Here is a 13,900-nt window from a genome sequence, read left to right as displayed (position 1 = left end):
TGATTTCTTGTGCGGGTCGGATTTCTCATATAATCTAGCCCACATTATTTGTTCCGTATCTCTCATTTTTCCCAAAGGCACAGCTATGAAAGTCTTGGTACCTGTCAAACGCGTGGTGGACTACAACGTCAAGGTGCGTGTGAAGTCCGATAACACCGGCGTCGATATCGCCAACGTCAAAATGTCGATGAATCCGTTCGACGAGATCGCGGTGGAAGAAGCCACCCGTCTGAAAGAAGCTGGCAAAGTGACCGAAGTGATTGCCGTGTCCGCCGGCGTGACCCAGTGCCAGGAAACCCTGCGCACCGCGATGGCGATCGGCGCCGACCGCGGCATCCTGGTGGAAACCACTGCCGAACTGGAGCCGCTGGCAGTCGCCAAGCTGCTGAAAGCGCTGGCCGACAAGGAACAGCCACAACTGATCATCCTGGGCAAGCAGGCGATCGACGACGACTCCAACCAGACCGGCCAGATGCTGGCTGCGCTGCTGGGCTGGCCGCAAGCGACCTTCGCGTCGAAAATCGTGCTGGAAGACGGCAAAGCCACCGTGACCCGCGAAGTGGACGGCGGCCTGGAAACCCTGGCGCTGACCCTGCCGGCCATCGTCACCACCGACCTGCGCCTGAACGAGCCACGCTACGTGACGCTGCCGAACATCATGAAGGCGAAGAAGAAAACGCTGGACGTGACCAAGCCGGAAGAGCTGGGCGTTGACGTGGCGCCGCGCCTGAAAACCCTGAAAGTCGCCGAGCCAGCCAAGCGCTCCGCCGGCATCATCGTGCCGGACGCCGCCACCCTGGTTGCCAAGCTGCGCACCGAAGCTAAAGTCATCTAAAGGAACCTCAACATGGTCGCATTAGTTATCGCAGAACACGACAACGCCAGCCTGAAGGCCAGCACCCTGCACACCGTTACCGCAGCGGTGCAAGCCGGCGGCGACGTGCACGTCCTGGTCGCTGGTTCCAACGCCGGCGCAGCCGCCGCTGCAGCAGCCGCTATCGCCGGCGTGTCGAAAGTCATCCACGCCGACGCCGCGCATTTCGCCGACGGCCTGGCCGAGAACGTGGCCGAGCAAGCCCTGGCCATCGCCGGCGCCTACAGCCACATTCTGGCGCCAGCCACCGCCTACGGCAAAAACATCCTGCCGCGCGTCGCCGCCAAGCTGGACGTTGCGCAGATTTCGGAAATCACCAAAGTCGACTCGCCAGACACCTTCGAGCGTCCTATCTACGCTGGCAACGCGATTGCCACCGTGCAGTCGAGCGACAAGGTCAAAGTCATCACCGTGCGTTCGACCGGTTTTGACGCTGCCGCCGCGACGGGTGGTTCGGGCGCGGTGGAAACCGTTGCAGCCGTTGCCGATTCGGGCAAATCCTCGTTCGTCAGCCGTGAAGTCGCCAAGTCGGACCGTCCGGAGCTGACCGCCGCCAAGGTGATCGTGTCCGGTGGCCGCGGCATGGGTTCGGGCGAAGCCTTCAAGATCCTGGAACCGCTGGCGGACAAGCTGGGCGCGGCCATGGGCGCATCGCGCGCTGCGGTGGACGCTGGCTTCGTGCCGAACGACTGGCAGGTTGGCCAGACCGGCAAGATCGTGGCGCCGAATCTGTACATCGCGGTCGGTATCTCCGGCGCGATCCAGCACTTGGCCGGCATGAAGGATTCGAAAACTATCGTCGCCATCAACAAAGATCCGGAAGCGCCGATCTTCTCCGTTGCCGACTACGGCATCGTTGGCGACCTGTTTGAAGTCGTGCCACAACTGGTAGCTGAACTGGGCTAACAACGCGTAAAGCAATCTGAGGCCACGCTGATCCGGACGCCGGATTGCCGTGGCCTTTTTCTTGGAGAGACGAGATGGCATACCAACCACCAATCAAAGACATGCTGTTCGTGATGAACGAACTGGCCAACCTGAAAGCAGTCAGCGAACTGCCGGGCTGTGAAGACGCCACGCCCGAAACCGCCGAAGCGGTGCTGGAAGAAAGCGCGAAATTTGTCGCCGCAGAAATCGCCCCGCTGAACCACGCGGCTGACCAGGAACCGAGCTACTGGACCAAGGACGGCGTGATCACCTCGAAAGGCTTCAAGGAAGCCTTCCGCCAGTTCGCTGACGCGGGCTGGCAAGGCCTGCAGCACCCGACCGACTTCGGCGGCCAGGGCTTGCCGAAACTGGTCGGCACGCCGTGCGTGGAAATGCTGCATGGTGCAAATATCTCGTTCGCGCTGTGCCCGCTGCTGTCGGATGGCGCTATCGAAGCGCTGCTGACCGCAGGCGACGACAAGCTGAAAGCCACCTATCTGGAAAACCTGGTCACCGGCAAATGGACTGGCACCATGAACCTGACCGAGCCGCAAGCCGGCTCCGATCTGGCCGCCGTGCGCACCCGCGCCGAGCCGCAGGGCGATGGCACGTACAAAATCTTCGGCACCAAGATCTTCATCACGTATGGCGATCACGACATGACCGACAACATCGTCCACCTGGTGCTGGCGCGCACGCCGGATGCGCCGCCGGGCGTGAAGGGCATCTCGCTGTTCATCGTGCCGAAGTTCCTGGTCAATGCTGACGGCTCGCTGGGCGCGCGCAACGATGCGCATTGCGTGTCGATCGAACACAAGCTGGGCATCAAGGCCAGCCCGACCGCCGTGCTGCAATTCGGCGATAACGGCGGCGCCATCGGCACGCTGGTCGGCGAAGAGAATCGCGGCCTGGAATACATGTTCATCATGATGAACGCGGCGCGCTTTGGCGTTGGCCTGCAAGGCATCGGCCTGTCCGAGCACGCCTACCAGCACGCGCTGGCGTATGCCAAAGACCGCGTGCAATCGCGCGACCTGACCGGCTCGCCGGCTGGTGTGGCGATCATCCACCATCCGGACGTGCGCCGCCTGCTGATGAATATGCGCTCGCAGACCGAGGCGGCGCGCGCGCTGGCCTACGTGGGCGCCTCGCTGTACGACCAGGCGCATCATGGCGCCGACGCCGATCAGCGCGTGCAGAATCAGGCGGTGTATGAATATCTGGTGCCGATCATCAAAGGCTGGTCGACCGAACTGTCGCAGGACGTGGCGCGTGATGGCGTGCAAATCCACGGCGGCATGGGCTTCATCGAAGAAACCGGCGCCGCGCAGCACTACCGCGACGCCAAGATCCTGACCATCTACGAAGGCACGACCGCGATCCAGGCGAACGACCTGATCGGCCGCAAGACCGTGCGTGACGGCGGTAAGGTTGCCAAGGACCTGATCGCCCAGGTACGCGCCACCGAAGCCGAGTTGGCCAAGCTGGATGGCGCCGACTTCGCCGCCATCCGCAAACACCTGGCGCAGGGTGGGGCGGAACTGGAAGCGGTGGTGGACTACGTGGTGGGCAACCTCAAGTCCGACATCAAAGGCGTGTTCGCGGGCAGCGTGCCGTACCTGAAACTGGCCGGCATCGTACTGGGCGGCTGGCAGATGGCGCGTGCCGCCGTGATCTCGCAGCAGAAACTGAATGCCGGTGACGGCGACGCCAGCTTCTACAAAGCCAAGATCGCTACGGCCCGCTTCTTCGCCGACCACTTCCTGACGCAAGCCCCCGGCATCCGCACCTCGATCACCGACGGCAGCGCCGGCGTCCTCGCCCTCGATATCGAACAGTTCTAAACCCAATCCGGGGTCAGTTCTGCCAAATGTACATGAGCTCGTGTACGATTGGCGGAACTGACCCCGGAGTTTTTATGCGTATAGCGCTTGTTTCTGATATTCATGGAAATTTACCGGCGCTGGAGGCGGTGGTGGCGGATTTTGCTCAGCGTGGTGTGGATGTGGTCGCCAATCTGGGCGATAGCTTGTCCGGGCCGCTGTTGCCGCTGGAGACGGCGCGCTTCTTGATGGCGCAGCGGGATTGGGTGCAGTTGGCCGGTAATCATGAGCGGCAGATTCTGCATCCGCATCAGCGTACGCCGTCGGATGTTTATGCGCATGCGCAGTTGGGCGCGGCGGAGCTGGCCTGGCTGGCGTCGTTGCCGCCGGATCTGCGCCTCAATCCTGACGTGCTGCTGTGCCACGGCACACCACGCAGCGATCACGAATATTTTCTGGAGACCGTCGAGCCGGGCGGGGCGCGGCTGGCAACGCTGGCCGAGGTCGATGAGCGCATGACCGGTGTGCAAGCCGCGCTGATCGCTTGCGGTCACAGTCATGTGCAGCGTGCCGTACGCTCATCTTCCGGCTGTCTGATCGTCAATCCCGGCAGCGTCGGTTTGCAGGCGTATGACGACGATCATCTTCACTATCATGTCATGCAGAACGGCTCGCCGGATGCGCGCTACGCGCTCGTCGAGCGTGGCCCGGCAGGCTGGGGCGCCGCGCTGATTGCCGTGCCTTATGACTGGCAGCCGATGGCCGCGCTGGCCGAGCGCAACGGCCGGCCTGATTGGGCGCACGCGATTGCCACCGGCTACGCTAAGCCATCACATCAATAATTGCCTGGTAGACGCGCACCGGTTCTTCGGCGATGCGGTTCAGCACGTAGAGGAAATGCTCCTGGCCGAACACCGCGTATTCGCGGGTGGGGAAGCCGCGTTGTTGCAGCCCGTCGATCTGTTCGCCGCCCAGGCCGATCAGCGATTCGAATTCAAACCAGCGCGGGTCGATGCGTTCCTCAAGGATCAGCGCGCCGAGATCGGTCTGGATGCTGCGGTCGTGCGTGGCGATCGAACATTTGTGGCCGCTTAGCAGCAGTTCTCGCGCGTAGCGGCGGTAGGCCTCGGCCAGCTCCGGGCTGTTGCGACTGTAGGCCACGCCGTCCGGCTCCAGGAATGCGCCTTTGACCAGCCGGATGCGGCCTGGCAGTTTCATCAGCGCCGGCAGGTCCTGCGCGGTGCGCAGCCGCTTGGCCGGCACGGTGATGCCGACGTTGCGCAAATCGTCTTCCTTGTGCAGCCGCGTGTAGATGGCGTAGATGTCGTCGGCACGGTCTATGCCTTCCATTGAGATCATCACTTCGCGGTTGATCTCTGCGGCGGCCAGCGCGATGCGGCGGGCGTTGCGGTAACCCAGTTCCGCATCCATCAGCGAACCGATGTGCGACAGGTCGAACGAGATCGAGCAATTCAGGTTGCGCTCGCCGATGCCGCGCACCAGATCCATGAACACCTCCGTCTCTGCCATGGCAAAGGCTTCGTCGCGCACGCTTTCGCCCATGTACTCGGCCGATGCGGCATGGCCGCGCGCGATGATAGCCTCGACCCGCGTCAGCGCTTCATCGACCGTTTGCCCGGCAACATAGCGCTGCGATACTTTGTGCATATACGGCCGCAGCAGCGGGTCGTTGCAGAACTTTTCCTTGGCGTTTTCGTCCAGCGCCAGGGCGCGCAGGGTGCTTGCAGCCTGGTCGACCAGGGACTGCCATTCAGTGGGGAAGCTGGTCATGGATTCCTTAGCGGCGGGCGATGCTGCCATTGGCGTTTTGCACGCGGTCGCCGGTCAGCATTTGCGGGTCGTGGTCGAAAGTAAAGGCGGCCTGGCGGCCATCGTCGTATTGCACATGCACGGTCCACTGTTTGCTCGACTTGGCCTTCTCTTCGATCTTCTTGCCGGCATAGGCGCCGCCTGCGGCGCCCGCCACTGTCGCCAGTTGGCGGCCGTGACCGCTGCCGACCTGGTTGCCGAGCAGGGCGCCCGCGACGCCGCCGGCGATCACGCCCAGCGCGCTGCTGTCGCCGGCTTTTTCGCCGAGCACCACTTGCGTTACCTTGCCGCAGTCCTGGCAGACCCCCGGCTTGGCTGTGCTGGCCTTAAGCTGGGCCTTGGCGTAGGCCACGGATTTGTCATATTCGGATTTGGCGTCGCGCAGGCATTGCATGCGGCGGCCGGAATCGCTTTCTTCGCTGCACAGTTTCTTGTCTTCGGCGTAGCGGGTGGCGAGGCGCTTGGTTTCCGTGTTGTAGTGTTCTTTGGGTGTCTGCGCCTGGACTGCGCAAGCCAGGCTGGCCAGCATCAGCGCGGCCAGAAGGGAACGGCTGTTCATGGTGTGCTCCTTATTAACCGTAGGCGCCACCAGTGTACAGCAAGTCAAATAGCCGCGAGATGGTGGCGATCAGGCCGCCTGCGCCTATCATCATGCTGGCCACCAGCACCACCGCCACCGGCCAGCGCGTGTCGGATTGGCGGCCGCTGGCCGGGTTGTAGCGCGGGTCCCATTTTTCATCCGCCGTCAGGCCGAGGATTAGCGCCTGCAGCATGCCGGCCAGGCCGGACAGCATCACCGGCAGCAGCTTGTAGAAGCCGTCCGCCTGCGGCGCCAGCGTGGCGACCAGCCAGGCCGCCGGCAGACAGGCCAGATGCAGCCACAGCCAGGGATCGCGCCAGCCGCGCAGATACAGCCGATGTAGCCCGATTCCGCCCAGCAGAAAGGCGAGCAGGGCGGCGATGGTCTTGTTTTTGTGGCGAACGGGATGCAAAACAGTCATGGTTGCTCAGCAAAATTGTCGGTAAACCTGCAGTATCAGGCATAATACTGCCCCCGGCACGCCTTTTTTGCGGGCAAGCCTATTGCCCCGGATGCCGGAACAAGGGATAATCTTTGATTACCCCAACATGCCCAATTATTTCATTAACGCTTGCTGCTCCGTGGCAAAGCGCGCTATAATTTGCGGCTTTTTCCGTCCTAGCACAAATTTTTTGGAAATATTATGGTCGTTATTCGTTTAGCTCGTGGTGGTGCCAAGAAGCGCCCTTTCTTCAACATCGTTGCAACTGATTCGCGCAATCGTCGCGATGGCCGTTTCATCGAGCGCATTGGTTTCTACAACCCAATGGCTTCGGGCCAGGAAGTTGCTCTGCGCATCACCGAAGACCGTCTGGCTCACTGGCAAGCTGTTGGCGCACAACTGTCGCCTACCGTTGCTCGCCTGGTTGCTCAAAACAAAAAAGCAGCCTAAGCAAGTCTGGTTACCGGTTTGACCGATAAGAATGCATCCGGGGTGAAAGTCCCTGACGATCTGGCACAGGTAGGCTTTGTCTTCGGTGCCTACGGCGTTGCAGGCTGGGTGAGGATACGTCCTTTCTCGGAAGATGCGGATGCACTCCTCAAGGTCAAAACCTGGTGGTTGGAGAAGCCAGCGTTGCACGATGTGGACGTCCAGCAGGTCAAACTGCATGGCGGCGATGTGGTAGCACGTTTGGTGGGTGTGACTGACCGGAACGTCGCTGAGTCGCTGAAAGGCGCCGCAGTGTTCATTCCGCAAAGCCACTTCCCGGTCTTGTCCGACGATGAGTTTTACTGGACCGATCTGATCGGTCTGGCAGTAGAGAATCAGCAAGGTGAGCAGCTCGGTACGGTGACTGACATGATGAGCAATGGTCCGCAGTCGATCTTGCGCGTCAACCCGGTCGCAGCCGCAGATGCCAAACCAGAAGAAGTTGAGGCGCAGGAGCGCCTGATCCCATTTGTGGACGCGTTCATCATCAAGGTGGACAAGGACGCCAAGAAGATCATCGTCGACTGGGGCCTTGATTACTAAGCGTAACATTGAGGGCGGTTCGCCATGCAATTTGATGTCGTAACCCTGTTCCCTGAAATGTTTGCCGCAATCACGCAGTCGGGTGTCACCCGGCGCGCGTTTGAACAGAATAAATGTGGCCTGTCGCTGTGGAATCCGCGTGATTTCACCACCGACAATCACCGTACCGTGGATGACCGCCCGTATGGCGGCGGCCCCGGCATGGTGATGCTGGCCAAGCCTTTGGAAGCGACGCTCAACGCGGCGAAGCAACGCCAGACCGACGCCGGTTTGCCGACGCCCCGCGTGCTGTTCATGTCGCCCCAGGGCAAGCAGTTGACGCATGAGCGTGTGATGCAGCTGAAGCAGGAGCCTGGTGTGGTGATCCTGTGCGGCCGCTACGAAGCAGTGGACCAGCGCTTGCTCGACCGTATGGTCGATGAGGAAATCAGCCTTGGCGATTTCGTGCTGTCCGGCGGCGAGCTGCCGGCGATGGCCTTGATGGATGCGGTGATCCGCCTGATCCCCGGCGTGCTGAACACCGGCGCCTCGGCCATCGAAGACAGCTTCTTCAACGGCCTGCTGGATTCGCCGCATTACACGCGGCCTGAAACGTATGAAGGTGTGGGCGTGCCGCCGGTACTGATGGGCGGCAACCACGCCGAGATTGAAAAATGGCGCCGCCAGCGCATGCTGGAGGCGACCGCGCGCAAGCGACCGGATTTGCTTATCAAGGCGCGTGAGGCAGGGCTGCTCACCAAGCACGATGAGCGATTTTTGGCAGGCCTTTAAGCCTGTCTGTTATAACCCCATCCTCTACTGGGCATCGAGTTTTTACTCATAGCGCGCCAGCAAGATGGTTTATGGAGTCTCAAAATGAACGTGATTCAACAACTCGAGCAAGAAGAAATCGCTCGCCTGGGTAAAAACATTCCTGATTTTGCACCTGGCGATACCGTGGTAGTCAACGTGAACGTAGTCGAAGGCACCCGCAAGCGCGCCCAGGCTTACGAAGGCGTTGTTATCTCCCGTCGTAACCGTGGCCTGAACTCGAACTTCATCGTTCGCAAGATCTCGTCCGGCGAAGGCGTTGAGCGTACCTTCCAGCTGTACTCCCCGCTGATCGCTTCGATCGAAGTGAAACGCCGCGGTGACGTACGTCGCGCCAAGCTGTACTACCTGCGTGATCGTTCCGGTAAATCGGCACGTATCAAGGAAAAACTGCCAAACCGTCGCCCAGCGGCGAAAGCAGCCGTTTAATTACGGTTGTGTTTGGATAGGGCGCCCGCAGGCGCCTTTAAAAGGGCGCCGCTGGCGCCCTTTTGCTTATCAAGGAATAGCTCATGGCCCAGCCACCTTTCGATCCCCAGCAGCTGCCGATAGAGGCGATAGCCGGCGAAGCCGCCGTTGCGCCTGAGCGCCTGGCTGCCGCCTGGCTGCGCAGCCGCTTTGCCGCGCCGCCGGACTGGCTGCCGGAGGGCGGTGAGCGCGCCTTGCCGGGCCGCGCCGGCCGTGCGCCGACGCCGGCCTCGGTGCTGATCCCGCTGGTGCTGCGCGAGCATGGCCTGACCATCTTGCTGACCCAGCGTAACGCCGACCTGACCGACCATCCGGGCCAGATCAGCTTTCCCGGCGGCCGCGCCGAAAGCTGGGACAAGGACGCCGTCGATACCGCGCTGCGCGAGTCGGAAGAGGAGATTGGCCTGGAGCGCCGCCACGTCGAAATTCTCGGCAGCCTGCCGGACTATCTGACCGGCACCGGTTATTGCGTCACGCCCGTGGTCGGGCTGGTGCAGCCGCCGTTTGCGGTGACCGCCGACCCGTCCGAAGTGGCTGCCATCTTTGAAGTGCCGCTGAGTTTCCTGATGGACGGCGCCAACCACCAGCGCCTGTCAGTGGACCTGCCGGGCGGCCGCCGCAGCTTTTATGCGATGCCGTACGAGGGTTATTACATCTGGGGTGCGACCGCCGGCATGCTGCGCAATCTGTTCCATTTCTTGCGTGCGGACTAAGAACTAGGCTATCGTACTGCCATTAAGGCTATGCCAACGCAAAGGACGTTTAATGACTTTTCTTTCCATTCTATGCGCGCTGCTGATCGAGCAGATGAAACCGCTGCGCGCAGACAATCCGATTTATGCCGAGATCAAGAGTCTGGCGTTGCGGATGGAGACCTGGTTCAACGCCGGCCACTCGACCCACGGCCGCCTCGGCTGGTTCCTGATGATGGTCATCCTGGTGGTGCCCACCGGCCTGATCTACTGGTTCTTCAAATATAACAACTGGACGCTGGCGGCCTTCGCCTGGAATGTGCTGATCATTTACCTGACGCTGGGCTTCCGTCACTACAGCCATTACTTCACCTCGATCCAGCTGGCGCTGAACGCCGGCGACGAGGCCGGCGCGCGCGCGCTGCTGGCCGAATGGACCAAACTTGACACGGTCGGCATGGAAGTCTCCGAAATTGCCCGCATCGCGGTCGAGAAGTCGCTGGTGACCACGCACCGCAATGTGTTCGGCGTGTTCTTCTGGTTCCTGATGCCGCTCGGCCCGGCCGGCGCGGTGATGTACCGCGTGTCCGAGCACCTGGCGCGCGCCTGGAATGAACCGGAGCACATGCGCAACGAGGCTTTCGGCCAGTTTGCCTCGCGCGCGTTCTACTGGATCGACTGGATACCGGTGCGTTTGACCGCCGTGGCGTTTGCCGTGGTCGGCAACTTCGAGGACGCGATCTACGCCTGGCGCAACTTCGCCCACCGCTGGACCAATGAAGCGCTGGGTATCATCCTGTCGGCCGGCGGCGGCGCCATGGGCGTGCGCCTCGGTTCGCCGGCGGAAACCGCCGTCAAGGCGCAAGTGGTGGACGCCAACACCGTGGATATCGAGCTGGAAGATGATGTAATGCCCGGCGAAGAGCCAAATATCCGCGCGCTGCAAAGCACCGTCGGCCTGGTCTGGCGCGCACTGTTGTTGTGGATGCTGTTGCTGCTGCTGATATCCAGTGCATGGTGGCTCGGGGCATCGCCTTAAGAGTACAATAGCGGTATTGCTCTGGTGCAGGATATGGACTTTTCTGCACCAAAGTAGGAAGTGGCAAGAAAAAGGGCTGTTATATCAAGGACTTAATAATTTAGGTCTTCTATAAGATATAATACGTAGGATCCGTTCCTCCACGCATTCTTGTTACCAACAAGTACCAACGCAGAAGCAGCCGCGCCTATGTCAGTTCAAAAACCGGCAGAACAGCAAGATTCGTTCTTCATCCTTGGCCAAACCAGCAATGGCAGACAGTTCCGTCCTAGCGACTGGGCTGAGCGCCTGTGCGGGGTGATGGCCTGCTTCAAGCCGGAAGGCTCCGGCAGCGTGCGCGATTCGCACCTGCAATTCTCTCCCTACGTGACGCCGACCGTGGTCAATGGCGTGAAGTCGGTGGTGGTCAACGGCAAGCTGCGCCAGCTGGAGCCGATGGCCTATCACTTCGTGCTGTCCTTCGCCAAGGATAACGACCTGCAAGTGGTCGACGCCTGCCTGGTTCCCGAAAAGAATTAATTTTTACTTAAGTGCCTACCCACTGCGGCGCGGTGGGCGTATGCTGCGTGTTCTATCTTTTTTTCGAGAGACTATGAACAACAGCCGTCTGAAACAAGTCGCCGCTGCCAGCGTCATGCTGTGTGGTTTGTCCTTCGTCGCCACCGGCAGCGCCTGGGCCGCCGCGCCAGCACTGCCAGCCGGCGTGGTCAAGGGACCATCGGTCGAAGGCATTACCGAATACCGCCTGCCGAATGGCCTGAAAGTGCTGCTGTTCCCGGACGCCTCCAAGCCCACCGTCACCGTCAACGTCACCTACCTGGTTGGTTCGCGCCACGAGAACTATGGCGAGACTGGCATGGCGCACTTGCTGGAACACCTGATGTTCAAAGGCTCGCCGAAAAACAAGAGCATCCCGCAGGAATTCTCCAGTCGCGGCATGGAGTTCAACGGCACCACCTCCAACGACCGCACCAATTACTACGAAGTGTTCCAGGCCAGCCCAGAGAACCTGAAATGGGCGCTGGACATGGAGGCGGACCGCATGACCAAGTCCTTCATCGCGCGCAAGGACCTGGACTCGGAAATGACGGTGGTGCGCAACGAATACGAAAGCGGCGAGAACAGCCCGTTCGGCGTGCTGCTGAAGCGCATGCAGAGCGTGGCCTACGACTGGCACTCCTACGGCCGTTCGACCATCGGCAACCGCAGCGACATCGAGAACGTCAAGATCGAGAACCTGCAAGCCTTCTACAGGACTTACTACCAGCCCGACAACGCAGTGCTGCTGGTGGCCGGCAAATTCGATCCGCAGCAGACGCTGTCGTGGATCGGCAAATCGTTTGGCGTGATTCCCAAACCTAAGCGCGCCTTGCCGCCGTTCTGGACGGTCGAGCCGACCCAGGACGGCGAGCGCAGCTTCACCGTGCGGCGCAAGGGCGATGTGCAGATCGTCGCACTGGGCTACAAGATTCCGGGCGCGCTGCAAGAGGATAGCGATGCGCTGAGCTTCATGTCCGAGATCCTCGGTGACGCGCCGACCGGCCGCCTGCACAAGCAGCTGGTGGAAAGCGGCAAGGCGGCGCAGGTGTTCAGCTTCGGTATGACCGGCTATGCGCCGGGCCTGCAAATCATCGGCGCGGTGGTCAAGGCTGGCCAGCCTTTGGCGCCGGTGCGCGAGGCGCTGACCGAGGCGGTGGAGAGCTTCGCCAAGACCCCGCCAACCGAAGAGGAAATGGAGCGTACCCGCCGCAACTTCGCCAACAGCATCGAGAAGTCGCTCAACGATCCGCAGCGCGTGGGCGTGGCGCTGTCCGAAGAAATCTCGCTGGGCGACTGGCGCCTGCTGTTCAAGGGCCGTGACCAGCTGCCGAACATCACCTCGAAACAGGTAGCCGACGCCGCTGCGCGCTACCTGAAGCGCGACAACCGCGTGGTCGGTGAATTCGTCCCCGAAGACAATCCACAGCGCGCCGAGATTCCCGCCGCACCGAGCGTGGCCGAGGTGATGAAGGACTTCAAGGGCAAGGACAGCGTGCTGACGTCGGAGGTGTTCGATCCTAGCCAGGACAATATCAACGCCCGCACCGAAATCAAAACCATCGGCGGCCTGAAAGTGGCGCTGCTGCCGAAGAAGAACCGTGGCGAGGCAGTATCGGTCAATTTGTCGCTGCACTGGGGAGATGAGAAGAACCTGATGAACACGGCGGTGGTGTCGGCCTTCGCTAACGAGATGCTGACGCGCGGCACCAGCAAGTACACGCGCGAACAGTTGGCGGATGCCTTCTCCAAGCTGAAGATCAGCGGCAGCCCATATAGCTTCGACACCACCGGTCCTAACCTGGATGCGGCGCTGCGCCTGGTCGCACATGTGCTGAAAGATGCCACCTTCCCGCAAGCGGAATTCGAGCAGCTGCGCCAGCAATGGATCGTCGGCCTGGAATACTCGCGCAGCGAACCACAGGTGATCGCCAGCGAAGCGATCGAGCAGCATTTCAATCATTACCCGAAAGGCGATGTGCGCAACGCGATCAGCCTGGAAGAGCGCCTGGCGGCGGTCAAGGCGCTGAAGCTGGAAGAGGTGATTGCCTTCCACCGCGACTTTTACGGCGCCAGCAACGGTGAGCTGGGCATCGTCGGCGATTTCGACAAGGCGGCGATCAGCAAGACCATCGAAGAAAGCTTCACCGGCTGGAACAGCAAGGCCAGCTACGCGCGCATCCTGAACACCAATCAGGACAAGGCGCCGCTGCATGTGGTGCTGAATGCGCCGGACAAGGAGAACGGTTTCTACACCGCGCGCCTGGACCTGGATCTGAACGAGAACGACGCGGACTATCCGCTGCTGGACCTGGCCAACTATATGTTCGGCGGCGGCGCGATGAAGTCGCGCATGATGGACCGCATCCGTCAGAAGGACGGCCTGTCGTATGGCGGCGGCAGCGGCCTGGATGCAGGCAGTGACGACCGGGCAGGGCAGTTCAGCATGAGCGCCATCGCCGCGCCGCAGAATCTGAAGAAACTGGAGGCGGCGATCCGCGAGGAACTGGAGCGCGCGCTGAAGGATGGCTTCACGCAAGCGGAGCTGGACGGCGCCAAATCCGGCCTGCTGCAACAGCGCGTGCAAAGCCGCTCGAAGGACAATGTGCTGGCGGCCGGCTGGGCGCGCAATCTGTACAAGAACCGTACCTACAGCTGGAGCAAGGAATACGAAGCCAAGCTGAAGGCCGCCACGCTGGCGCAAGTCAACGCCGCCTTCCGCAAGGCGATCGATCCGGCCAAACTGTCGGTGGCGATCGCCGGTGACCAGGCCAAAGCCAACACCCCGGCACCTGCGGCCAAGCCTTGATGTAGCAGAGTGCCCGGCTAACGCCGGGCCCCTGGCG

The 13,900-nt window shown here is 61.4% G+C and carries 15 protein-coding genes; 12 read left to right on the top strand and 3 right to left on the bottom strand.

Going from position 1 to position 13,900, the window contains the following annotated elements; all coding sequences use genetic code 11:
- Positions 1 to 85 precede the first annotated feature (85 nt).
- From KW842_RS10290 to KW842_RS10275, 4 genes are all read left to right on the top strand, one after another.
- A complete protein-coding gene (locus KW842_RS10290) occupies positions 86 to 835 on the top strand; it encodes an electron transfer flavoprotein subunit beta/FixA family protein (RefSeq protein WP_218303991.1) in 750 nt (249 codons plus the stop codon).
- A gap of 12 nt (positions 836 to 847) precedes the next feature.
- Positions 848 to 1,780 carry an electron transfer flavoprotein subunit alpha/FixB family protein gene (locus tag KW842_RS10285; protein WP_218303990.1) on the top strand — a complete coding sequence of 311 codons (933 nt, stop codon included), beginning with the start codon at positions 848 to 850 and terminating at the stop codon, positions 1,778 to 1,780.
- Positions 1,781 to 1,854: 74 nt separating this feature from the next.
- Positions 1,855 to 3,645, top strand: a complete 1,791-nt coding sequence (locus tag KW842_RS10280) for an acyl-CoA dehydrogenase (protein ID WP_218303989.1) — start codon at positions 1,855 to 1,857, stop codon at positions 3,643 to 3,645.
- 74 nt (positions 3,646 to 3,719) lie between these two features.
- A complete protein-coding gene (locus KW842_RS10275) occupies positions 3,720 to 4,466 on the top strand; it encodes a metallophosphoesterase (protein WP_218303988.1) in 747 nt (248 codons plus the stop codon).
- Here KW842_RS10275 and KW842_RS10270 read toward each other — a convergent pair.
- From KW842_RS10270 to KW842_RS10260, 3 genes are read right to left on the bottom strand one after another with little or no spacing between them, the layout of a single operon-like run.
- Complete coding sequence (locus KW842_RS10270; protein ID WP_218303987.1) at positions 4,447 to 5,415, bottom strand: proline dehydrogenase family protein; 969 nt, start codon at positions 5,413 to 5,415, stop codon at positions 4,447 to 4,449. The two genes, KW842_RS10275 and KW842_RS10270, sit on opposite strands and share 20 nt — an antisense overlap.
- A 7-nt stretch (positions 5,416 to 5,422) precedes the next feature.
- Positions 5,423 to 6,013, bottom strand: coding sequence for a glycine zipper 2TM domain-containing protein (locus KW842_RS10265; RefSeq protein ID WP_218303986.1), 591 nt, complete (start codon positions 6,011 to 6,013; stop codon positions 5,423 to 5,425).
- Positions 6,014 to 6,026: 13 nt separating this feature from the next.
- Entirely contained in the window at positions 6,027 to 6,455 is a 429-nt protein-coding gene (locus tag KW842_RS10260) for an NINE protein (protein ID WP_218303985.1), read from the bottom strand.
- A gap of 222 nt (positions 6,456 to 6,677) precedes the next feature.
- Between KW842_RS10260 and rpsP the strand changes: the two genes are divergently transcribed.
- The 8 genes from rpsP (at position 6,678) to KW842_RS10220 (ending at position 13,863) form a co-directional block, all read left to right on the top strand.
- Complete coding sequence (gene rpsP / locus KW842_RS10255) at positions 6,678 to 6,926, top strand: 30S ribosomal protein S16 (protein ID WP_072787273.1); 249 nt, start codon at positions 6,678 to 6,680, stop codon at positions 6,924 to 6,926.
- Between the two features lie 18 nt (positions 6,927 to 6,944).
- Entirely contained in the window at positions 6,945 to 7,508 is a 564-nt protein-coding gene (gene rimM / locus KW842_RS10250; protein WP_229223610.1) for a ribosome maturation factor RimM, read from the top strand.
- A gap of 24 nt (positions 7,509 to 7,532) precedes the next feature.
- Positions 7,533 to 8,279 (top strand): tRNA (guanosine(37)-N1)-methyltransferase TrmD, encoded by a 747-nt coding sequence (trmD, locus tag KW842_RS10245; RefSeq protein WP_218303984.1) that lies wholly within the window; start codon positions 7,533 to 7,535, stop codon positions 8,277 to 8,279.
- Between the two features lie 84 nt (positions 8,280 to 8,363).
- Positions 8,364 to 8,747, top strand: coding sequence for a 50S ribosomal protein L19 (rplS, locus tag KW842_RS10240; RefSeq protein WP_090189821.1), 384 nt, complete (start codon positions 8,364 to 8,366; stop codon positions 8,745 to 8,747).
- 83 nt (positions 8,748 to 8,830) lie between these two features.
- Positions 8,831 to 9,499 carry a CoA pyrophosphatase gene (locus KW842_RS10235; protein WP_218303983.1) on the top strand — a complete coding sequence of 223 codons (669 nt, stop codon included), beginning with the start codon at positions 8,831 to 8,833 and terminating at the stop codon, positions 9,497 to 9,499.
- A gap of 52 nt (positions 9,500 to 9,551) precedes the next feature.
- Positions 9,552 to 10,517 (top strand): CobD/CbiB family protein, encoded by a 966-nt coding sequence (locus KW842_RS10230; protein ID WP_218303982.1) that lies wholly within the window; start codon positions 9,552 to 9,554, stop codon positions 10,515 to 10,517.
- Between the two features lie 189 nt (positions 10,518 to 10,706).
- Positions 10,707 to 11,036, top strand: coding sequence for a DUF3579 domain-containing protein (locus KW842_RS10225; protein WP_218303981.1), 330 nt, complete (start codon positions 10,707 to 10,709; stop codon positions 11,034 to 11,036).
- Positions 11,037 to 11,109: 73 nt separating this feature from the next.
- On the top strand, positions 11,110 to 13,863 hold the full coding sequence (locus tag KW842_RS10220) for a pitrilysin family protein (RefSeq protein ID WP_218303980.1): 2,754 nt from the start codon (positions 11,110 to 11,112) through the stop codon (positions 13,861 to 13,863).
- Positions 13,864 to 13,900 lie beyond the last annotated feature (37 nt).

Origin of the sequence: Duganella sp. sic0402 (assembly GCF_019219065.1) — a bacterium.
Taxonomy (GTDB): domain Bacteria; phylum Pseudomonadota; class Gammaproteobacteria; order Burkholderiales; family Burkholderiaceae_D; genus Rugamonas.
This window is presented reverse-complemented; position numbering and strand designations above follow the sequence as displayed.